General features: G+C 66.5%; 20 protein-coding genes. 8 read left to right on the top strand and 12 right to left on the bottom strand.

Annotation, left to right across the window (positions count from 1 at the left end; all coding sequences use genetic code 11):
- Nucleotides 1-3: 3 nt before the first annotated feature.
- The 6 genes from cas4 to ACE3RX_RS00240 form a co-directional block, all read right to left on the bottom strand.
- Complete coding sequence (cas4, locus tag ACE3RX_RS00265) at nucleotides 4-639, bottom strand: CRISPR-associated protein Cas4 (protein WP_374479086.1); 636 nt, start codon at nucleotides 637-639, stop codon at nucleotides 4-6.
- Nucleotides 640-992: 353 nt separating this feature from the next.
- Nucleotides 993-1,955, bottom strand: a complete 963-nt coding sequence (gene cas7c, locus ACE3RX_RS00260) for a type I-C CRISPR-associated protein Cas7/Csd2 (protein ID WP_374479415.1) — start codon at nucleotides 1,953-1,955, stop codon at nucleotides 993-995.
- The gene (cas8c, locus tag ACE3RX_RS00255) at nucleotides 1,952-3,709 is read right to left on the bottom strand and encodes a type I-C CRISPR-associated protein Cas8c/Csd1 (RefSeq protein ID WP_374479084.1); all 1,758 of its coding nucleotides are present in this window, start codon (nucleotides 3,707-3,709) and stop codon (nucleotides 1,952-1,954) included. The genes cas7c and cas8c overlap by 4 nt, the downstream gene beginning before the upstream one ends.
- Nucleotides 3,706-4,365 (bottom strand): type I-C CRISPR-associated protein Cas5c, encoded by a 660-nt coding sequence (gene cas5c, locus ACE3RX_RS00250; RefSeq protein WP_374479082.1) that lies wholly within the window; start codon nucleotides 4,363-4,365, stop codon nucleotides 3,706-3,708. The genes cas8c and cas5c overlap by 4 nt, the downstream gene beginning before the upstream one ends.
- Nucleotides 4,366-4,413: 48 nt before the next feature.
- The gene (locus tag ACE3RX_RS00245) at nucleotides 4,414-6,717 is read right to left on the bottom strand and encodes a CRISPR-associated endonuclease Cas3'' (RefSeq protein ID WP_374479080.1); all 2,304 of its coding nucleotides are present in this window, start codon (nucleotides 6,715-6,717) and stop codon (nucleotides 4,414-4,416) included.
- Between the two features lie 63 nt (nucleotides 6,718-6,780).
- Entirely contained in the window at nucleotides 6,781-7,731 is a 951-nt protein-coding gene (locus ACE3RX_RS00240) for a helix-turn-helix transcriptional regulator (RefSeq protein WP_374479078.1), read from the bottom strand.
- Between the two features lie 247 nt (nucleotides 7,732-7,978).
- Here ACE3RX_RS00240 and ACE3RX_RS00235 point away from each other — a divergent pair, with 247 nt between their 5' ends.
- Together ACE3RX_RS00235 and ACE3RX_RS00230 are read left to right on the top strand one after the other, a co-directional pair.
- The gene (locus tag ACE3RX_RS00235; RefSeq protein ID WP_374479076.1) at nucleotides 7,979-8,761 is read left to right on the top strand and encodes a 3-hydroxybutyrate dehydrogenase; all 783 of its coding nucleotides are present in this window, start codon (nucleotides 7,979-7,981) and stop codon (nucleotides 8,759-8,761) included.
- A 200-nt stretch (nucleotides 8,762-8,961) separates the two neighbouring features.
- Nucleotides 8,962-10,806 carry a nitric oxide reductase activation protein NorD gene (locus tag ACE3RX_RS00230; protein WP_374479074.1) on the top strand — a complete coding sequence of 615 codons (1,845 nt, stop codon included), beginning with the start codon at nucleotides 8,962-8,964 and terminating at the stop codon, nucleotides 10,804-10,806.
- 41 nt (nucleotides 10,807-10,847) lie between these two features.
- On the opposite strand, the gene ACE3RX_RS00225 is transcribed toward ACE3RX_RS00230, so the two are convergent.
- Nucleotides 10,848-11,660: an EAL domain-containing protein gene (locus ACE3RX_RS00225; protein WP_374479072.1), complete on the bottom strand. Its 813-nt coding sequence runs from the start codon at nucleotides 11,658-11,660 to the stop codon at nucleotides 10,848-10,850.
- Between the two features lie 164 nt (nucleotides 11,661-11,824).
- On the opposite strand from ACE3RX_RS00225, the gene ACE3RX_RS00220 reads away from it, so the two are divergent.
- Complete coding sequence (locus tag ACE3RX_RS00220) at nucleotides 11,825-12,130, top strand: hypothetical protein (protein ID WP_374479070.1); 306 nt, start codon at nucleotides 11,825-11,827, stop codon at nucleotides 12,128-12,130.
- Here the strand turns inward: ACE3RX_RS00220 and ACE3RX_RS00215 are convergent.
- The gene (locus ACE3RX_RS00215) at nucleotides 12,103-12,990 is read right to left on the bottom strand and encodes a LysR family transcriptional regulator (protein WP_374479068.1); all 888 of its coding nucleotides are present in this window, start codon (nucleotides 12,988-12,990) and stop codon (nucleotides 12,103-12,105) included. The genes ACE3RX_RS00220 and ACE3RX_RS00215 overlap by 28 nt on opposite strands.
- A gap of 123 nt (nucleotides 12,991-13,113) precedes the next feature.
- Between ACE3RX_RS00215 and ACE3RX_RS00210 the strand changes: the two genes are divergently transcribed.
- The gene (locus tag ACE3RX_RS00210) at nucleotides 13,114-13,713 is read left to right on the top strand and encodes a cysteine hydrolase family protein (protein ID WP_374479065.1); all 600 of its coding nucleotides are present in this window, start codon (nucleotides 13,114-13,116) and stop codon (nucleotides 13,711-13,713) included.
- A gap of 25 nt (nucleotides 13,714-13,738) precedes the next feature.
- On the opposite strand, the gene ACE3RX_RS00205 is transcribed toward ACE3RX_RS00210, so the two are convergent.
- Nucleotides 13,739-14,062: a DUF1840 domain-containing protein gene (locus ACE3RX_RS00205; protein ID WP_374479063.1), complete on the bottom strand. Its 324-nt coding sequence runs from the start codon at nucleotides 14,060-14,062 to the stop codon at nucleotides 13,739-13,741.
- 126 nt (nucleotides 14,063-14,188) lie between these two features.
- On the opposite strand from ACE3RX_RS00205, the gene rarD reads away from it, so the two are divergent.
- From rarD to ACE3RX_RS00185, 4 genes are all read left to right on the top strand, one after another.
- A complete protein-coding gene (gene rarD, locus ACE3RX_RS00200) occupies nucleotides 14,189-15,094 on the top strand; it encodes an EamA family transporter RarD (protein ID WP_374479061.1) in 906 nt (301 codons plus the stop codon).
- Nucleotides 15,095-15,151: 57 nt separating this feature from the next.
- Complete coding sequence (locus ACE3RX_RS00195; protein ID WP_374479058.1) at nucleotides 15,152-16,069, top strand: ROK family protein; 918 nt, start codon at nucleotides 15,152-15,154, stop codon at nucleotides 16,067-16,069.
- A 5-nt stretch (nucleotides 16,070-16,074) separates the two neighbouring features.
- Nucleotides 16,075-16,746 carry an MOSC domain-containing protein gene (locus ACE3RX_RS00190; RefSeq protein WP_374479056.1) on the top strand — a complete coding sequence of 224 codons (672 nt, stop codon included), beginning with the start codon at nucleotides 16,075-16,077 and terminating at the stop codon, nucleotides 16,744-16,746.
- 100 nt (nucleotides 16,747-16,846) lie between these two features.
- Entirely contained in the window at nucleotides 16,847-17,185 is a 339-nt protein-coding gene (locus ACE3RX_RS00185; RefSeq protein WP_374479054.1) for a hypothetical protein, read from the top strand.
- Nucleotides 17,186-17,191: 6 nt separating this feature from the next.
- Here ACE3RX_RS00185 and ACE3RX_RS00180 read toward each other — a convergent pair whose 3' ends face one another.
- From ACE3RX_RS00180 to ACE3RX_RS00170, 3 genes are all read right to left on the bottom strand, one after another.
- Nucleotides 17,192-17,503, bottom strand: coding sequence for a hypothetical protein (locus ACE3RX_RS00180; protein WP_374479052.1), 312 nt, complete (start codon nucleotides 17,501-17,503; stop codon nucleotides 17,192-17,194).
- Nucleotides 17,504-17,680: 177 nt separating this feature from the next.
- Entirely contained in the window at nucleotides 17,681-19,606 is a 1,926-nt protein-coding gene (locus tag ACE3RX_RS00175; protein ID WP_374479050.1) for an ATP-binding protein, read from the bottom strand.
- On the bottom strand, nucleotides 19,603-20,895 hold the full coding sequence (locus ACE3RX_RS00170; protein ID WP_374479048.1) for an HD-GYP domain-containing protein: 1,293 nt from the start codon (nucleotides 20,893-20,895) through the stop codon (nucleotides 19,603-19,605). The genes ACE3RX_RS00175 and ACE3RX_RS00170 overlap by 4 nt, the downstream gene beginning before the upstream one ends.
- Nucleotides 20,896-20,930 lie beyond the last annotated feature (35 nt).

Below are 20,930 nucleotides of genomic sequence, written 5' to 3'. Positions count from 1 at the left end.
CGGTCAGATGTCCGGGTCGAAGAGGGCTTGGTGGAGGCGGTCCAGGTCGGCGCCATGGGACAGCGCTGCCGGTTGGCACAGGTCGCGCAGGGAGCAGGCGTGACAGCGTTCGTCATTGACGGGTGGCGGGGTTTGCCCGCTGGCTAGCATGGCGCGGATTTCTGCGGCAGCGGTCTCGACGGCGGTGCGTAGCGCCGGTGTGATCGGCACCACCCGGCGGCGCTTGGAGGTAGCGTAGAACAGCGCGCCTTCGGGTACTGCCCGGCCACTCATTTCTTCCAGGCACAGGGCCTGGCCGGCCAGTTGCAGGTCGTCGCAGGCGGCGATGGCCGCTTTTTTGTTGCGCGAGCCGTGCTTGTATTCCACCGGGTAAGGCGTGCCGTCTGGCTGGAACTCCACCACGTCGGCCTTGCCGATCAGGCCGAGGCGATCACTGAACGCCGGTAGCGCCCGCTCGGCCCGCAAGCCAGCGCGAACCTCCACGCCGGGCTGGTCGGCACGGGCATGGACGGCCTGCCCACGCAGCGTGAACACGTTGTCCTCGAAGGCTTGCTCCAAATGGATGAGCGCGCACTGGCGCGGGCAATAGGCCCAGTGCTGGAGGGCCGAAAGGGGGATAGGGTCGAGTGGTTCTGGCATGAGGTGGCTGCTAAGATTCAATACGTTATCGATGTCTAGGCGTCATCATCAGCCTGCCTTTGCAGGCCCTGGTTGCCGAAGCCCTGCAACTCCCGCCGGACGATCTGGATGCGCTTATCGTCAGCCTGCTTGCCCATCGTGATGCAGACCTCGGTGATACGCCTGAACAGTATTGAGCTGATCCGCGCACATCCTGGTATTGGTACTCCGTTCGCCCGGCAGTCCCGGCGACTTCCCCTCGAAACCTCTCACGATTGGGTGTATTGCGTCGAAGGAGACATCCTGCGAGTCCTAGCGATTGCCTATCAGCGCCGCCGCCCGGGGTATTGGGGAGGCGGCGTTGAGGACTTGCCTTACCCGACCCGACGAATCAGCGTGACGCCAGTCGGCAGGTCGGTGTCGTTCACCGTGACCTTGTAGTTTTCGAAGTCGCGCGGAATTTCCGTTGTCGGCTTGGCTGAAACTCGCTTGAACAACTCATGGGCGGGGGCGTTGCCGAGTTCCGAGTCGTGCTTGAAGACGTACAGTCCGCGGGTCGCCATTTCTCCTCGGGCGGCGGAGCGGTCGTGCTCGAACATGTTCTCGAGCGCCTGCCACAGCAATTCCAGGTCTTCCTCGCCGAAGCCGGTCTGCTTGGCCAGGAAGGACGATACGAAGCCGTGGGCTATGTAGAGGCCGTAGGGTACGGTGTGCTTGCGGCCCATGGTGCGGTTGTCGCCTTGCTGCTTCTCCGCCTCGGCTTCGGTGGCGACGGCCATGCGGGTGATGGAATGCTCCAGCGCCACAATGGGCGCCACCGAGCGGGCGAAGGTGAGCTGAACCGGGCCGCGGACTTGGCCGCAGTTGGTTCCCAGCGACATCACCGCGCCGAAAGTACGCACGTCGAAGAAGTTCTGGCACATCCATTTGCGGGCCTGATCGACGTCGTCGGCGCTGCCCTTGCGCTTTTCCTTGGCGGTTTTTTTCTTCTTGCCAGCTGGCTCGTCGGCTTCCAGCGCGAATTCCTCGCTCGCTTCCTCCGGTGCATCGAGTTTGAGCGCCGAGTACGCACGCTGGTGCTGGTTGTTGAGGATAGCTTTTTCTCTGACGTAGATTTCGAAGCGTTTTTCGCCTGGCTGCGGATCGCGGCTGTCTTGCTCCTTCACGAGCCCTACGAAGTTGCGGACCTTGCGCTTGAGGGACACGTCGGTGACTAGTCCGTGGCCGGATTCGGCGTCGAGGCGCGGCAGGTTGCCGGCGTCCGGGTCGCCGTTGGGGTTGCCGTCCTTCACATCGAAGAGCAGCACGAAGTCGTAGCGGTTGTTGAGAGCCATCAGTTGTTCTCCTTGGTGGATTCAGCTTTGTCGGATTTGGTGAAAAAGGCCTGGCGCTGGTGGTAGTAGCCGAGGGCGAAGCGGCCCTGGTCGGTGAGCGTCAGGTGGGCAGGAAAATCGGTGACCGCGGACAACACCTCGCCAAGCAGCTTTTCAAACGACACCGAGCGGCCCTGGGAAAGCTTCTTGAGGTGGGCGTTTTTGAGGCGCAGCAGCGTGGTGAAGACGGCGACGGGTGTGGACGATGCGGCGCCGTAGTAGCGGTCGCGGATCGTCGCGTTAAGGCCCGGCGAGGCTTCTTCTTGGATCTTCTCCAGTACGGCGAACAGCCGGCCCAGGCGGTAGGCCGCGCTGGTGTTGTCGAGGTCGAGCATGGGTTGGAACTCCTTTTCCTGCGGATTGCGGCGGATGGATCGGTTCAGGCAGGCCTTGATGGCAGCAGCGCGGTGGTAGCTCACCTCCCGCTCCGCACGACAGCGATTGACGGCGGCGTTGAGCCACAGGCTGGGGTAGGGGGCGTTGGGATCTGCAAGGATGGCGTCGACGATGGCTCCGCCCAGGTTGGGTGGAATGTTGTCGGCTTTACCCTGGGCCGCGCAGGCTGTGAGCAGGCGGAACAGGGACGGGTAGTCCGAGTCGTTCGGACCGTGTGTGAGTTGCAGATCCTTGAAGTGTTGCAGGATGCGTGGCGCCAATTCGGCCAGTGTCATCGTGTGGAAGAAGCGCACGCTGATGCGCGCCGCGTTGGGGGCGAGGCCCAGCACGAAGTAGCGGGCAGAGCCTTCGGCACCGTCGAAACGTCCGCTCTGCACCGAGTTGAAAAGCGTCGTCACCGCGTTCACGCCGGCATCCGGGTTGTCGTGCTGGCCGAAGATGTCGGCGAATACGGTGTCGTACTCGGAGACGGCTTCGCCTTGTTGCTCGGCCCAGCAGACCGTGGAGGCGTCGCCGACCTGGAAGCGGTTGCGCGAGCCTTTGCCGAGCAGGTGGTTCAGTGCGGTGGTGTAAGCGAAGGCGGCGGGCTTGCCGACGGGGGCGTTTTCGCCCTGGAGTTTTCGCTTGCCGTAGGACTCGAAGGCATCCAGGTTGAAGGACACGATGTTGGCTCCGGCGACCTGCGCGCCCCACACGCCCTTGATCGCCGCGTGCAGGCGTTCGGTTTCGGCGGGTTGGCCTGTGACAAGGCATCGGGCTCTGGGTGTATCGTCCGCCGGATCGTCGGCAGCCATCGCGGCGCTGGCCACGGCCGGGCGCTGGCAGACGAGTTGCGGCTCGCCGTGGAGCTGGAAGCTCATCAGGGCGTTGTTTTCCTTCGCTTCGGCGAAGCCTGGTTCCTGCGCCAGGCGCTCCGGGTCGATCTTGTTGAGATAGGCCTGTACGGCCCGCAGTCCTGCATCGGCCTGGGCCGATGCAGGAAGTGCATTGATGCGGGCACGAAAAGCCGCATGCTGTTCGATCACCCGCTCCGGTTTGCCGCGGGTGTCAATGCCTGTGAGGTACTCGACGTTGTCCCACAGCAGGTTGGCTGCAATGCCGCTTGCCCGTTTGATGCCCTGCGGAACGAGGTAGCGCCGGCCGACTTTCTTCTTGCCGTCCTGGCTGCGGGTGTCGCGCAGTTGCACCAGTTCGCCGTCGGCAGTGATTTCGAGGATGAAGGGGATTTCCTTCTCTTCCAGGCCATAAGCCGGCAGCCGTTCGGCTGGGTCGGTGGAGGCACATTTGCGCTGGTAGTAGTCGTACAGGGCCTGAAGGATCATGACTTCACCTCTCCGGTTTCGAAGTCCGGTACGAGGATCACGCCGTTCTTCATCTCCGCACGGAAGAAGCGTGGCTGGGGGGCACACGGGTCGGTGAAGTCCAGGTCGTGGAGCATCCAGCCGAGATCGCGGGTCTCGTCGATGGCTGGGCGCTCGGCGGCTGAGGCGGCGACTAGCCGGAAATCGGCGGCGAACTCGCGACAGCCGAGGTAAGGCTGGTTCACGCACTGGCCCTTGGCGGCGCGGCGGGTGAACATCTCGGTGTATTTGACGAGAGGATCGTTGGCCTTGGGCGAAAGGGCCAGCTCAGCGTGCAGGCGGTAGGCCGCGTCACGCAGGAAGAGGCCGGCGCGCTGCTGGCGTTCGTCTTCGATGTCGAGCCCGAGATAGCCGCTGCCGGCATTCATGGCCTGCTGCACGTTGCGGGTCGAGACGACGGCCCCGACCTCGTTGCGCCGCAGGTTGATCCAGCGGATCGGGTTCAACACTTCAATACGCGTGATCCGCCAGCGGATCTGCGGTTTCCACAGGATGGCTTCGAACACCGAACGCGCGGCCGACGGGGTGATGACGTCATACGATACGCGCTCGACCTTCATTTCCGGTCGTGTGAAGCAGGCGAATGGACCACTGACTTCGAGACAGAATGTGTTCATCGTTGGCTCGCTTTTGGGCTCCAGGTGAAATGTCGGGTGGGCAGCGGTTCAGCAGACGAGTCCGCTGGCGGAGAGGGGCTGGTCGTCGGCGCGTAGGCCGAGCTGGGGGTCGTAGAGCAGATCGTTCGCCTGTACGTACAGTCCCGGAATGACGAGGCTCAGGTCGCCCTGGGCCAGCAAGCTTTCGGCTTGCTGTTGCGGCAGGCTGACGGTGTAGCGTTGAAGGGCACGCATCAGCCAGCGTTCGGGACCGTCCTTTTTGAGGGCGCCGAGGAGTATGTCCACCTTTTCGTCCTTGCCGCCTGGGCCACGGTAGAGGACGACGACGGGAGTTTGCGTGTCGGGAATCAGGCGGAACTTGTCGGCGGCGCTGCGGAAGGCGACGGCGAGCGGGTCTTCGCGGGTCGGGGCGAGTTTGAGCAGGTCGACGATGCCGTGCTGGTCGAGATTGACCGTGGCGTAGAACTGGCGGAAGTAGGCTTCGAACAGTTTGCGGTCGAGGGGGTTTTCGACCTTTCCGTGGAGTACGCCGCGGCAGGCTTGAGCGCCTTGGCTGAGCGAGCCTGCGGGTATTTTTCCGGGTGGCACGAAGACAAAGACTTTGCCCTGCTCGGGCAGGGCACCCTCCCGGTTGCAGCGCCCGGCGGCCTGGGCGATGGAGTCGAGCCCGGCCAGGGCGCGATATACCACCGGGAAGTCGAGATCGACGCCGGCTTCGACGAGCTGGGTGCTGACGACCCGCAGCGGTGCCGTGTCGTCGCCCTGCCGGCGGGCGCTGAGGCGGGCCTTTATGTGGTCGATGACGTCCTTGCGGTGGGCGCCGCACATCAGCGCCGAGAGATGCAGTGTGCCCTTGGGCATGCGTCGGTGGAGTTCGCGGGCGCAGCCGCGGGTGTTGACGATGGCCAGCACGCTGTCGTGGTCGGTGAGTTCGTCGGCTAGGGCCGGCCATTCGGTGGGGGCGTTGAAGTCGGTCGGCAGGCGAACGTCGACGCGCTTGAGGGCTGCGTAGAGGGCGTCGGGGTCGTCCGTCAGCTCGGTGGCATCGTCGAGGCCGCGCAGGTTCATCGACGGGTCGAAGTAGTCTGTAGTGCTCAGGGCGGGCTGGGTGGCGGTGCATAGCACTACGGTGACGTCGTAGTGGCGGATCAGCAGGCGTAGCACGTCGAGGATGGGTTGCAGGAATTCGGGTGGCAGTTGCTGGGCTTCGTCGAGAATCAGCACGCTGCCGACGAGCCGGTGCAGCTTGCGGCAGCGGGACGTGCGGGCGGCGAAGAGAGATTCGAAGAGCTGGACGTTGGTGGTGACGACGAGCGGCGCATCCCAGTTTTCGCAGGCAAGGCGCGAGGCGCAGGTTTCGTCGGCGGGGTCGCTTTCGGCCTGGCTATGATGTTCGACGACGCATTCGCGGCCCAAGGGGGCGAAGACGTCGCGGAATACGTCGGCGGTTTGCTCGATGATGCTGGTGTAGGGAATGGCGTAGATGATGCGCCGTTTGTCATGGGCGAGCGCGTGATCCAGCGCAAAGCCCAGGCTGGCGAGGGTTTTGCCGCCGCCGGTGGGTACGGTGAGGGTGTACAGGCCCGGTGCGGTCTTGGCCTTGCTGCGACACTGGCGCAGGATGTCGGCGCGAATCCGGCGTACCGGCGTGTCGGCGGCGAAGCTGGCCATGTGGGTGTTGTAGGCGTTGTGCATCTCGGCGAGAGGCGGGAAGTCGCCGCGGGCATCGGCCTTGCCGGTATCCATGAAAGCTTCTGTGTCGAGGAAGTCGGCATCGACGAGGGTCGAGAACAGCATGCGCAGCCATAGGGCGAAGGCGCCGGGTGTCAGGAGGCCGCCAGGTACGGCGTCTTTCAGATCGAGGGCGGTGGTGTTTTTGAGAATGGCTGTCGGGGCGGCTGCGAGGGCGTCGGCGTATTCGCGGTGGGCATCGTCGGATGCGAGACGTCCTTTCAGTCCTCCGTGCCAGTCGGCCAGCCCGGCATGGTGGCCGGCGATCAGGTACGCCAGCACGGTGGCAGCCATTTCGCCACGGGGGCCGAGGCGGGATTTGAGGTGTTCAATGGCATGCAGGGCGCCGGCGGCCGAGTGGGTCTTGTCCTTCGACGGAACGCGGCCTTCGATGTGGGCATCGGTGCAGTCGCGGATGTAGCGCTGGAAGCCGGGGCGATATTTGCCGAGGTCGTGCCACAGGCCGGCAAGGCTGGCCCAGTCGGCGGCGCCGAAGGACATGGCGCTGGTCGCAGCCTTTTCGCTGACGCACCGCAGGTGTTCCGCAAGCGCATGCGCTCGGGGGCTGCCGTCGCTGCTTTCCGCTGTGTGGGCGAGGAAGATGTCGTCCGGGAATTTCATGTGTCTTGGCTCCTGCGGTTCATGCCGGCCATTCTCTTATTCCCCATGCTCAAAACCTGATCATCACGAATTGTTCGTCCCCGCCATTTCATGCTCCCGTCGGACGGCCTCGCGCAGATCCGGCGGTTCGAGCACTTCCACGTGGCGGCCGTGGCGCAGGATGTCCATCAGCAGTTCGGGTTCCTGGCTGTAAGGGACATGCAGTTCGTAGCCGCCGTCGTCGAGGAGGCGCCCTTGCTGGTCGGGGTGCCATTTCTCGGTGGCGACCCAGCGGCTGCGTTCGGCACTGAAGCGCAGCACCGCCCATTCCACGTCGGCGCCGGCGAAGATGCCGTAGCCGCTGCCGAGTACCCGGTCGAGGGTGGCGTCGTCGATGTCGCGCGCCGGCTGGTCGAGGATTTCCGCGCGCTGGATGGCGTCCACCGCGAAGCTGCGCAGTTCGCCGCGGAGGTGGCACCAGGCATCCAGGTACCAGTTGTCCCGGTAGTGGATGAGGCGTTGCGGTGAGGTTTCCCGGCGGGTGAGCTGGTCTTTGCCACGGGCGTGGTATTCGATGACCAGGCGCCGGCGGCGCAGGGTGGCGGAGGCCACGGCCTGGAAGTGTTCGAGGCGGAAGCTGCGGGCGCCGACGGTCTGGATGCGGATGCGCCGGGTCACTTCGGCGGCGGAATCGTCGGCGCTGCCGAGGATGTGGCCGAGGCGGGTTTGCAACGGGCGGATATGCGGGCCGAGCAGGCCTCCGGTGTCCAGGTTGGCCAGCAGGTATTGCATGGTGAGGAGGGCGTGGATTTCCTCGGCGGTGAACCACAGGCCGGGGAGTTCGAACTGGGGGCCGAGCTGGTGGCGGTCGTGGGTCAGGCGGTAACCGCCTTGTTCGCGGTCGAACTCGACGGGAGCGCCGAGCGCGTCGCGCAGGTCTCGTAAGTAACGGGTCAGTGTGGCGCGGGATATGCCCAGCTCGTATTGCAGGTCATTGGCCGGGATGGCCCGGCGATGGCTGAGCAGACGTAGCAATTGGTGTAGCCGGTCGGTTGGAATCACTTGAGTGCTCGCATTGGGCATATGTTGAACGCCTGTTCGATCATAGCCATGCACATGCTGGCGGCGTGTGATACGGGACGCTCGGTTGCTGTGCAGTGGTTGGCAAATCGGGCGGTGGCGTGCTCTTGATTCCGCATCCCCGCACCGCTGCGCTAGCATCCGTGCCTGACGGGTGCATTCGCCCCGCATGCAGTCGACAACACAACAGAGGAGAGTGGTAATGCTTGCAGGCAAGACGGCGTTGGTGACGGGTTCCACTTCGGGTATCGGGCTGGCAGTGGCGCGGGCCCTGGCGAAGGCCGGGGCGAAGGTGATGCTCAACGGTTCGCGGCCGGCTGCTGATGCGGAGGCGCTGCGCGCCGAACTGGCGGCGGAGGCCGGCGTCGAAGTGGGCTACACGGCGGCCAACCTGGCCGACCCGGCCTCTGCGCGGGCGCTGGTGGAGGCCACGGTCGAGGCCTTCGGCAGCGTGGACATCCTGGTCAACAACGCCGGCATCCAGCATGTGGCGGCGGTGGATGCTTTTCCGGACGAGACCTGGGACCAGCTCATCGCGATCAATGTGTCGGCGGTGTTCCACACGACCAAGGCGGCGCTGCCGTCGATGAAGGAGCAGGGCTGGGGGCGCATCGTCAATATCGCCTCCGCCCACGGCATCGTCGCCTCGCCGTTCAAGGCGCCCTACACGGCCAGCAAGCATGCGGTGGTCGGCTTTTCGAAGGCCGTCGCGCTGGAGGTGGCGGAGCAAGGCATCACCTGCAACGCGCTGTGCCCGGGCTATGTGCGCACGCCGCTGATCGAGAAGCAGGTGGCCGACCAGGCTGTGGTGCATAACCTGCCGGAAGAGCGGGTGATCCGTGAGGTGATCCTCGCCGCCCAGCCGACCAAGCAGTTCGTCGAGGCGGACGAGGTGGCCGCCTTCGCGGTGTTCCTGTGCTCCGATGTCGCCAGGTCGATCACCGGCTCGGTGCAGTTGATCGACGGCGGGTGGACTGCGCGCTGAGGATGACTCGGGCAGGCTTGTCGTTTGCAGGGGGAGTAGTGGGGAGAGTTGTGGGGTGAGTGAATTCGCCCCCACAGCCCAGCGTGCTCCGGAAATTGAGCCAGGACAGGGACGCGTCGCCGGGATGCCCCGTACAGTCGGGCGGTGCCGGTCTCTCGTGATCATGCAGAGGCCGGCCGCAGTCTTGGCGGAGGGCGCACATGGAAGAGTTTGTCGGTGGCTTGTGGCACCGTTTCATCACGCGGGCGGCGACGCGCACCTATCCGCAGGCGGCGGTGCGGCTGGCGGACATCGAGCGCAGTGCCGGCATCCTGTTCCGTGCGTTGGGCGGCGATCCGGGCCTGCGGGTGGCGCCTGCCGCCGAAACCGAGCACGGCGCGCGGCGCGGCTGGCTGGCGCGTATTGCCCATACCGGCGAGAAGATCGCCCACGCGACGCGGGACGACGAGACCCTGCGCCTGCCAGCGGAGATCGCCCTGTTCCCCGAGCGTGCCCTCAACCGCGACCTCTATCTGTGGCTGATCGCCCAGGGGGCGGCGCTGGACCACACTGACCTGGCTGCCGACAACTGGATCGTCGCCAACCAGCAGGCCAGCGCGGCCACGCTGGCGGCCTTTCCGGGTTTCGGTTCGCGCTACCGGCGGCTGGTTGACGCGATCACGGCGGAGCGGCCCGAACCACGCAAGCTGCCGGCTGACGAGGCGGCAGTGGAAACGGCGATCCGGCATGCGCTGGCCGAACCCGGCAGCGTCGCCGCGCTCCCGTCGGCACGCCGTCCGCCGGTACCGGTGGCCCTGTGGCTGTATCCGGCGCCAGTGGCCATCGACCGCCGCCAGGCCGCGGCCAATCCGACACCGGCCGAGCAGCGGGAAGGCGGCAAGACGGAGGATGCCACCGAGAGACGCCGCCAGGCCCAGCGGGAAGACATGCCGGACGGCCGCAACGGCCTGATCCTGCCCTTCCGCGCCGAGAGCCTGTTGTCCTTTGCCGAGTACGTGAAGGTCAATCGTGGCCATGAGGAGGGCGACGGCGAGGATGCGCCGCGGGCCGCCAGCGAGATGGACAAGATTTCCGTGGCCCAGGACGGCCACGACACCGCCTCCAAGGTGCGCTTCGACCTCGATCTGCCGTCCGCGGCGGCCGACGACGTGCCTTTGCAGACCGGCATCCTGCTGCCGGAATGGGACTGGAAGAAGCAGCTACTGAAGCGTGACATGTGCAGCGTGACGGTGCTCGACCCCCGTGACGCGACGCCCGGCCCGCTGCCGGCGCACTTGGTGCGTCCGGCGCGGCGCCTGCGCCGCCAGCTGGAGGCGCTGACCCCGGCCAAGCGCTGGCTGAAGAACCAGCCCGACGGCCCCGAGCTGGACATCGACGCCTGCGTGCGCGCCTTCGCCGACCGGCGCACCGGCCATGTGGCGGCGAGCGGCGGCGGCTATCTGTCCTGCGAGCGTCGTGAGCGCGACCTGTGCTGCCTGGTGCTGGCCGACCTGTCCCTGTCCACCGACACCTGGGTCAGCGACGAGCAGCGCGTCATCGACGTGATCCGCGACAGCCTGTGGCTGTTCTCCGAGGCCCTCGGCGCCACCGGCGACCCCTTCGGCCTGTACGGCTTCTCGTCGCGGCGGCGCGACCACATCCGTTTCCACCGCATCAAGGATTTCGGCGAGAAGGTGGACGACCGCATCCGCGGCCGCATCGGCGCCCTCAAGCCGGGCTTCTACACCCGCATGGGCGCCGCCATCCGTTACGCCACGCAGATCCTCGCCAAGCGGCCGGAGGCGCTGCGTCTGCTGCTGATCCTGTCCGACGGCAAGCCCAACGACGTGGACCACTACGAGGGCCGCTACGGCATCGAGGACACCCGCATGAGCCTCAACGCCGCCCGTCAGGAGGGCGTGCGGCCGTTCTGCGTGACCATCGACAAGGAAGGCCAGGGCTATCTGCCGCACCTCTTCGGCCCGGCCGGCTACACCATCCTGCGTAATCCGGCCGAACTGCCAGCCCGTCTGCCCAAGCTGTATGCGCAGCTGACCGCGGTTTGACAGGGGCGGAGGCCACAATCCGTAGGTGCTACTTCGCAGCCTCAGTGCAGGGGCGGGAGCGGCGGACGGGGTGTCACCGGCAAAACGCGTGCGCTGCGCTGGGCATCGAGGATGCCGCTGACGCCGCGGGACAGCTGGCGAAAGGGCTCGGAAGACGGGCGGCCGAGCAGGAAGCCCTGGGCGAAGGCGCAGCCCAGCGCATTGAGGGCGGCCAGCTCGCGGGCGTCCTCGACGCCTTCGGCGACCAACTGGATCCCGAGAGCCTCGGCCTGCTCCAGGCAGGCCGCCACTTCCTGCTGGCGCGGCAGGTTGGCGTGGATCTGGCGGACCTGCGCTGGGCTCAGCTTGATGAAGTCGGGTTGAGGCGCGGCCTTGTCCGCCACCGGTGCGAGGCGGTCAAAGGCCAGGCCGATGCCTTGCCCGGCGATGGCGTGCAGTGCGCTGGTCAGCCCGGAGTCCTCATCGTCGGCCTGCGGGCGTAGTTCAATGACCAGCCGGTCCGGCGCCAGCCCGGCATCTGCCAGCAGTTTCGGCAGATCGCCGCTCTCCGCATGGTCGACGACCATCGCGCTGCTCAGGTTGATGAACAGACGACCGGGTAGCTCCGCCTGCACGAACGCAGCCACGGCGAGGCGGGTGGCCAGGCGTTCCAGCTCGAGCCCCAGTTCAGCCTCGCGGGCGACGCGCAGCAGTTGTTCGGGGGTGTGCAGGGGGGAGGCGTCCGGGCCGCGCATCAGGGTTTCGTAGCCCAGCACGGTCCGCCGACGGAGGTCGAAGATCGGTTGGAAGACGAAGCTGAGGGCTTCGCTGGTGAGCAGTTCGCGGAGGTGGACGATCAGACCGCTGAGGTACATGGTGGCGGGGCGGCGTGGCAAAACGTAATACCGCCATTGTGGTCAGAGCTTCACGCCATTTGAATGAAGCTTTTGTGACGCTTCGTGGCGTGCATGCCGCCGCTTGATGGCAGGCCGGGGAATACGCTAAGGTCATGTCTTTGTATTCCATTGAAATGAATGGCATGGCCTCGTGCGGATTTCTCCCGCCCAGGGCGGGTGTGCTGGCGGTAACGGTCCTGCTGGTGGCCTTGCCGGCGCACAAGTTGGCGGTGGTGGTGCTCAGCAACAGCGCCGGGTCGGGGGCGGCGGTGGAACGGATCGCCAACGAAGTGCTGTCGGTGGCACTGGAGGCCCGCAGCGGCTTGCGGGCCGAGGCCCTGATCCTCGGGCAGCTGGCGGACAGCGGCGAGACGGTGCAGTGCCGGAAGGCCGACGACGCGGTGGAGTGCCGTTTCGCCGGTTATGTGCTGACCCGCGTCGGCGACTGAAGCTCGCCGCGGAACAGCGCGCCGTCGCCGGCGAAACATTCGGCCAGCCAGTCGGAGACCGCCGCCACGCGGGCCTGCTGGCGGGCGTCCGGATGGACCAGCAGCCAGATCTCGCGGCTCAGTATCGGCTGTGGGCCGGACAGGCGCCGCAGTCCCGGCTCCGGATCGGCCAGGAAGCACGGCAGGATGCCGCAGCCGATGCCGCTGGCGACGGCCCGCATCAGGCCGCGCATGTTGCCCGAGCGCAGGCGTATCCGGCCGTTGCCACGCAGGCTTTCCAGGGCCTGCATCTCCGGCGTGTGGGCGAGGTCGTCCAGGTAGGCGACCCAGTCGTTTGGCGTGTCCTGGCTGTGGCCGGCGGCGCCGTAGATGGCAAAGCCGCTGTCGGCCAGCTTTCGGATCAGGAAGTCGCCGCGCGTCGGGCGGGCCAGGCGGATCGCGATGTCGGCCTCGCGGCGGGCGACGTTGAGGTTGTCGTTGCTGGCGATCAGCTCGACGCTCAGGTCCGGGTGGCGGGCGTAGAGGCCGGCCAGTCGCGGCGCCAGGTAGTCGCCGATGATGGTGCCGACTGCAGTGACACGTACCAGGCCGCTCACCGCCCCGGCGCCGGCTTCCGCCACACGGAGCAGGGCGGTCACGTCCTCCTCGATGCGCCCAGCACGTTGCAGCACGTCGGCGCCGATGGCGGTTGGCCGCCAGTGTCCGTCGCCGCGCTCGAAGAGGGCGGCACCCAGTTCGTCCTCCAGCGTGCGCAGCCGTCGGGCGACGGTGGTCTGGTCCACCTTCAGATGGCGGGCCGCGGCGGCGAGGGTGCCGGCGCGCCCGATCTCGACGACGAAGCGCAGGTCGTCCCAGTTCATGGGGTATTCCGCTGAATCATGATGGCCTGCATTTTTGCAGGAATGGGCTGCAGGTGTGTCGATTTACGCAGGTATTCCAGCGGCCTAAGCTGGCTCCACCTCTAATCGTCCTGGAGAAAATCCATGTCCGCTCCCTTCCTGCTCCGCCAGATCGCTGGCAAATCGATGACGCCGCCGCAACTGTCCGAATCCGCCCTGATCATCATCGACGCGCAGAACACCTACCGTGGCGGCACGATGGAACTGACCGGCATCGAGCCGGCCCTCGACGCCTGCGCCAGGCTGCTGGCCCGCGCCCGCCGCCTGGGCGTGCCGGTGATCCACGTGCAGCACGACGCGGGCCCCGGCAGCCTGTTCGACATCCGCGCCGAGATCGGCGCCATTGCCGACAAGGTTGCGCCGGTAGACGGCGAGCCGGTTGTTGTGAAGCGTCTGCCGAACGCCTTTGTGGGTACCGAACTGGACGCGCTGCTGAAGGAAAAGGGCGCGAAGAACCTGCTGATCGTCGGTTTCATGACCCACAACTGCGTCAACTCCACCGCCCGCGGCGCCTACAGCCTGGGCTACGGGGTGACGGTGCCGGCCGACTGCACGGCCACCCGCAGCCTGCCGGCTCTCGGTGGCGGCGTGGTGACGGCCGAGGCCCTGCAGGTATCAGTGCTGGCCACGTTGGCCGACATGTTCGGGGTAGTCGTGGCGGCGGGGGAGAATATTCCGGATTGAGGGCAGAATCGGATTGCCGGGGCCTTTACACGCCCCAGGTCACCGGTTCCTTGTCCTTCAGCGAACGTTCCAGCAGTTCGAGCAGCGGGACCGCGCGCTGGAAGAAGCTGACCCCGCCGCCGCCGGGCTTTGCGTCCTGGTCGTCCTCGTCGTCGCCCTTGTCGGCCTGGCGGGCCTTGTCGGCGGCGATGGCAGCCTTCAGGGTGTCGATGGCGGCGGGCAGTTGCTCGACGGTGAAGATGCCCTTGGCGTCGTCCTTGTCCTTGCCGAGTACTTCCAGCATCTCCTTGCCGTTCTTTCCGAACATGATCACGTCGCCGCTGGCGGGGGATTTGAAGATGATCAACATGGCGTGGTGCGTCCTTCAGATTGGAATGATGTGATTGCGCCATTGTAGGCGTGTCGCCGCTCTCCAGAGGAAAACCCCAAGGGTGCGCCGCCGCACGCGGTGCTAACGTGCAGCCTTTCGGCATGCATGTTTCTCCCTGTGGATAAAGGCAAGACCCTCGCCGGCATCGGTTTCGGCCTCGGTGCCTACGGCATCTGGGGTTTCTTTCCCCTGTTCTTCCGCCAGCTCGGCCATGTGGCGCCCCTCGACCTGCTGTGTAACCGGGCGGTGTGGGGCTGCGTGTTCGTCAGCCTGGTCCTCACTGCCCGCCGCCATTGGGCGAGCACGCTGGCGGCGGCGCGGCGCCCCGGTACGCTGTGGCGGCTGACGCTGGCCGCGTTGCTGGTCGGCGCCAACTGGCTGGCCTTCCTGTGGGCAGTGGACCAGCATCAGGTGGTGGCTTCCAGCCTCGGCTACTTCCTGACGCCACTGGTCAATGTGCTGCTCGGCATGCTGGTGCTGAAAGAGCGCCTCAACGCCAAGGAATGGGGCTCGGTCGCGTTGGCGGTAGCGGCGGTCGGCAATGAGTTCTTCACCCTCGGCAGCCTGCCGTGGATCTCCCTGTTCCTAGGTACCAGTTTCGGTCTCTACGGGCTGGTGCGCAAGCAGGTGGCGGTGGATGCGATCTCCGGGCTGTGGCTGGAGACCCTGTCCCTGATGCCCCTGCTCGGCGCCTATACCTTGTGGCAGGCGGCCCACGGCCATGGTGTGCTGACTGGCTTCGATGGGATCACGCAGGCGCTGCTGGCGGCAGCCGGCGCGCTGACCGCACTGCCGCTGATGCTGTTCGCCGCGGCCACCCAGCGCCTCAACCTGGCCACCGTGGGCATGCTGATGTACATCAACCCGACGCTGCAGTTCCTTACCGCGGTGCTGATCTTCGACGAACCGCTGCAGCCGGCCCGCCTCGGCACCTTCGCGTTGATCTGGGCCGGGCTGCTGCTGTACAGCTGGAGCGGGTGGACCAAGTACCGGCAGGCCAGGCCGGCCTGAGGGCGCATCGCGGGCTATCATTCGCCTATCGTTCGTCATCTCCCGCGGAGCTTCCCCTTGCGCATCGGTATCGACCTCGGCGGCACCAAGATCGAAATCATCGCCCTCGACGACGCGGGCCACACGCTGGCCCGGCGCCGCGTGGCCACGCCGCAGGGCGACTACGCGGCCACGCTGCATACGGTGGCTGGGCTGGTCGATGCGGTCGAGACGGAGCTCGGCCGGCGCGGCACCGTCGGTGTCGGCACGCCCGGCGCGGTGTCCAAGGCCAGCGGGCTGATGAAGAATGCCAACTCCACCTGCCTGAACGGCCAGCCGCTGCCCGATGACCTGCGCCGCCTGCTCGGCCGTGAGGTACGCACCGCCAACGATGCCAACTGCCTGGCCCTGTCCGAGGCAGTGGACGGTGCTGCGGCCGGAGCCGAGGTGGTCTTCGCAGTGATCCTCGGTACTGGCGTCGGCGGCGGCATCGTGGTGCGCGGGCAGCTCCTGTCAGGCATCAATTCGATCGCCGGCGAGTGGGGGCATAATCCGCTGCCCCTACCAGCGGGTGCCGACCTGCCGCTGCCGGCTTGCTATTGCGGGAGGGCTGGCTGCATCGAAACTTATCTGTCCGGGCCCGGACTGGCGGCCGACCACCTGCGCAGCAGCGGCGTGGAGCTGGCGCCGGAGGCCATGGTCGCCGCCGCGCTGGATGGGGACGCCGCTTGTGAGGCCAGCCTGCAGCGCTACGAGGCGCGGCTGGCGCGGGCACTGGCCGGTGTCATCAACATCCTTGATCCGGACGTGGTCGTGCTCGGCGGTGGCCTGTCGAATGTGGACCGGCTGTACGAGCGGGTGCCGACGCTGTGGGCGCCGCACGTGTTTTCCGACAGCGTGGCGACCCGCATGAGTCCGGCTCTGCACGGGGATTCGTCCGGCGTGCGTGGGGCCGCCTGGCTATGGCCGGTTGCGGGACAGGTCTGGGAGGGATAGTTTCCGTGAAAGTCGTCGTCGATTCCGTGTACATCGGCCGCCTGCGCCCCTTGCCGCCGGAGGGGCAGCAGACCGGCATCTTCAAGAGCGCCGTCGTGGGAAGCGTGGCGCTTGGCCTGGAAGGGCTGGTCGGCGATGCCCAGGGCGATCGAAGGGTCCATGGCGGGCCCGAGAAGGCTGTGCATTACTACCCTGCCGAACACTATGCCGGGCTGGCGGCGGAGGTGCCCGAGCGGGCGGCTCTGCTGCAAGCTGGCGCGCTCGGCGAGAACCTGTCGGCCCGCGGGCTGACCGAGCACAATGTGTGTATCGGCGATGTCTTCGCGCTGGGCAGTTGCCGTCTGCAGGTCAGCCAGCCACGCCAGCCATGCTGGAAGATCAGCCACAAGCTGGATCATCCGCAGATGTCCCGGCTGATTGCCGAGAAAGGCTGGACCGGCTGGTATTTCCGGGTGCTGCAGGAGGGGGAGATCGCCGCCGGCGACATGCTCGAACTGGTCGAGCGGCCAGCGCCGGAGTGCAGCCTGGCGCGCCTGTGGACCGCCTGCCAGCTGCACCGGGCGGATCCGCGGGAGTTGCAGCTGCTCGCCGCGGCCCCCGGCCTCAACGGAGCGTGGAGCCGGCGTCTGCGCGATCGCGCTGCGTGGCTGCTCAGTCAGGACCTGCCGCCCCCTTGAGCGAGGAGTGGACTTGCATCTGCCACATGCTCGGCTAAAACAATAGACAGGTCGGCGGCGACGCCACCCCCACAGAGAGCGATAAGAAAGCGATTACAGAATGGGATTCCTGCCACCGGCGCTGAACTGCGCCACCCTCTGCCAGGGGGCCCTGTTGGGACGCATCTGGCTGGCGCATGCGGATGTCGTCCAGCGCATGCATTTCCTCGGCAGCCGGCTGGCTGTAGGCGCCACCGAAAACCGCCTGCGCGCCCATGCCCTCAACAGCGACGATGTGCTCGATGAGCGCGACCGTGTTGCCCACCAGGCCCGCCTCGACCTGCTGCTGGAGGCGGGGGCGGAAGGCTGGGCGACGATCTACCGCAGCTACCTGGACGAAATGACGGCTGCCTACCTGTGCTGCCTGCAGGGGCAGGTCATGCCGAAGCGCGGATCCTGACGCGCCTCAGCGCAACGGGAAGACCAGCGGCGGTACGCTGACCACCACCGACGGCCGGCTCGGGTAGGCGTATACCGGCTGCGGCGCATAGACGATCGGGCGTTCATATACGACCGGCGGCGGCGCGACATAAACCGGTTGGGGAGCGTAATACGGGCCATAGCCGCGGCCACCATGATGGTGGTGATGCTTGTGGTGCCATTCGCCGCGCCCGCCCCAGCCGTGACCTTCGCCACGGTCGGCGCTGGCGGTGGCGGACAGGCCCAGGCCGGCAATGCCGATCAGGGCGGCGGTGATCCATTGGCGGGTATTCAGCATGGTGTTCTCCTTGGCGCCCGTGGGAGCGCGATACGTCTCAAGGATAGCTGCTGACCTTGCACCGCCCTTGCATGGTTTTGTAAGAAAATTTTTGCGTTGAGCCGTGGCTTCCCGTAGAGAAAGCCCGGCCTGGCGGGGTTTTTGACGCCGGCCGGCCGATGCCGGCTGGATGCCTGCTTACATTTCCTCCGGGGGATGCAGGGCCAGACCTGCCCGGTAGGCGGCGATCAGGGTCTGCCGCCAGCGCTCGATGGCGGCGGCCAGCGCATCGCGGGCAACCGGCTTGATCACGTAATCGTCCATGCCTGCGGCCAGCGCGTCGCGGCGCTCCTCCGGCATCGCATCGGCGCTGACGCCGATGATGTAGGCCTTGTAGCTCCGCTCGCGTAGCTGGCGGGTGGCGGCCAGGCCGTCCAGGCGGGGCATGCGGGCGTCCATGAAGATCAGCTCGTAGTCGGCTTCGGCGCAGCGCTTGAGGGCGTCCTCGCCGTCTTCGGCGAAGGCCACGTCGTGGGCGCCGAAGCGTTCCAGCATGCGGGTCAGCACGGTACGGTTGATCGGGTTGTCCTCCACCACCAGGATGCGCGTGCTCTGGCGCAGGATCGCGCGGGGGGCGTCGGGGGTATGGCTTTCCTCGCCAACGCCGGTCTCCAGTTCGGCGGTGAACCAGAAGCGGGAGCCGACACCTTCCTCGCTGTCCACGCCGATCTCGCCACCCATCAGCTCGCACAGCATGCGGCAGATCGCCAGGCCGAGGCCGGTGCCGCCATAACGGCGGGTGGTGGACATGTCGGCCTGCTCGAAGGGCGTGAAGATGTGCGTGCACTTGTCGGCGGCGATGCCGATGCCGGTGTCGCTGACCGTCACGCGCAAGTTGATGCGGCCGGGACCGACCGGTGTCGAGGTGACGTGCACGCCGATCTGGCCGCGGGCGGTGAATTTGAAGGCGTTGCCGACCAGGTTCATCAGGATCTGGCGCAGGCGGGTCGGGTCGCCGACCACCACCCGCGGCACGCTGTCGGCGACCATCGCGGTGAACACGATGGATTTTTCCGCGGCGCGGGCGCGGAACAGCTTTTCCACGTCGGCGACCAGCGGGCGCAGGTCGAAGCCGATCTTCTCGAGGCTCAGCTTGCGGGCCTCGATCTTCGAGTAGTCGAGGATGTCGTTGATGATGCCCAGCAGCGCATCGCCGCTGCTCTGGATGGTGGCGATATATTCCTGCTGCTCCGGCGTGTGCGGCGACATCTCGAGCAACTGGGCCATGCCGATGATGCCGTTCATCGGCGTGCGGATCTCGTGGGACATCATCGCCAGGAAGTCGCTCTTGGCCCGGTTGGCGGCGTTGGCCGCATCACGGGCGGCGATCAGGGCCTGCTCGGCCTTGTGGCGTTCGGTGACGTCGGTGATGCAGAACACCCGGCCGATGACTTCCTCGTCATGGCGGGCGGGCCGTGAGCTGGCCTCGAAGATGCGGCCGTCCCGCAGCGGCAGGGTATCGAAGGTCTCCTTCACGTCCTGGCTGTGACGGGTCAGCAGCGCGTGCAGGTCGGTGCCGCCATCCACCGCGTCGGCCATGTACTGCAGGATGGCGTCGTCGTCGTGGCGGGCGAGGAGATCTTCCGGAAGATTCCAAAGGCGTGCCAGGCGCCGGTTCATGTTGGTGATGTGGCCGTGGCGGTCGAGCACCAGGATGCCGTCGGCGGTGGCCTCGAGGGTGGCCCGCAGGCGTGAGGCCATCAGCGCCAGCTGGTCCTCGGCGCGTTTCTGCGCGCCGATGTCGGTGGCCCGCACCAGGATGCCCTCGGGGATCCGCCGTACCGTCTTGCGGGCCGACAGCAGGCTGTCGTCGGCGCGCCGGTATAGCCCTTCCATGGCTTGTTCCTCGGTGCCTCCGCCGGCGCGCACTTCTTCCCAGAAAAACAGGTCGGTCAGCGCACATTCGATCTCGGTGACCGGCTGGCCGGTCAGACTGCCGGCCGGATAGCCGAGCAGGCGCGAGGCGGCCGGATTGGCGGCGAGGATGACCAGGGACTCGGGATCGACGAGGAGCAGGATTTCCTCGGCGGCGGCAAACAACAGGTCCTGGTAGCGATCGCTCATTGCCGGCGCCCCTTGCGGGAGTCAGAGTCGAAATAGTAAGTCACGCGCTTGCGTGGGCTGAGGTACTCATACACCTCGGGCGGCAGCTGGATCGGGCGCAGGGCCTTGGCGATGTTGATGTCCGGTTCTTCTTCCAGGTCGAGCAGGATCGCCTCGTCCTTGGGGATGCTCGGGTCGTAGACCGTGACCCACGGGCGCAGCGGCTTGGCCGGGTTGACCGAGGACACCAGGGCCAGCGCGTCGTTGGACAGCTTGACCACGGTGCCCGGCGGATAGACGCCGAGGCAGCGGATCATCACCTGCAGCACCTTGCCGTCGAACTTGGCGCGGCGCTGGGCGAACATCAGCGACAGGGTCTCGTGGGGCGTCATTGCCTTGGCCAGGTCGGGCGGATTGCACAGGTTGTCGTAGTAATTGACCAGCGACACGATGCGCGCCAGCGGGTCGATCTGGTCGCCCTTGAGCTTGTTGGGGTAGCCGCTGCCGTCGGACAGTTCGTGGTGCTGGGCGATGATGCGCAGCACCGGCTCGGGCAGGCCGAGCTGCTTGCCCATGCGCAGGCCGTATTCGCAGTGCAGCTGGCGCAGGTTGCGTTCCGGCGTGGTGAGCTCCTGGCGCGGTCGCGCGACGCGGTCGGGGATGTCGCTGAGGCCGATGTCATGGAGCAGCGCGCCGACCCCCAGCAGCTGGCTGGTGGCCCGGTTGAAGCCCAGATCCTTGGCCAGCATCATAGACAGGATGGATGTATTGAGGCCGTGGAAGTAGGTTTCCTCGCCGCCGGCATGTTCGCCGATCACATGCAGCGCCACGTCGGGCTGGTCGAGGAAGGCGCTGACCATCTGGTTAACCAGTTCGTCCACTTCCTCCAGGCATTCCTTTGGACGGGCGAACAGGTTCTTGTTGATGTTGCGCATCACGCCGGCTGCCTTGACCAGGGCTTTTTCCACCTCGACGACCTGGCGCTTGCGCTGGGCCAGGCGGGCGATGCGCTCGTGCTTGCTGGCCAGGGCCGCGCTGGTGGCTTCGTCTTCCACGGCAGTTGCCGCGGCTGGAACCTCCACCGGCAGCGTCGTCACCATGCCCCGCGGCAGCACGTCGGAGCGATCCGGGTCGTAGCGGAAGTGCTTCAGGCCCAGCGTACGCAGGATCTGCAGCTGGTCGGCGCTGCGGATCTTGAAGCTGTTGAAGCTGAACGGGTGGCTGAACCAGGGCAGGTCGATATGGATGAACAGCCCGACGCAGAGCTGGTCAGGGGTGACGACGAAATCCTGGGACGGGGTGTCTGGCATCGGAGGTCTGGCGGCGGACGGTTTTTGCTATTTCG

Origin of the sequence: Zoogloea sp. (assembly GCF_041914405.1) — a bacterium.
Lineage (GTDB): Bacteria > Pseudomonadota > Gammaproteobacteria > Burkholderiales > Rhodocyclaceae > Zoogloea.
The sequence above is the reverse complement of the archived record's forward strand: the minus strand, read 5'-3'. Positions and strand labels throughout refer to the sequence as shown.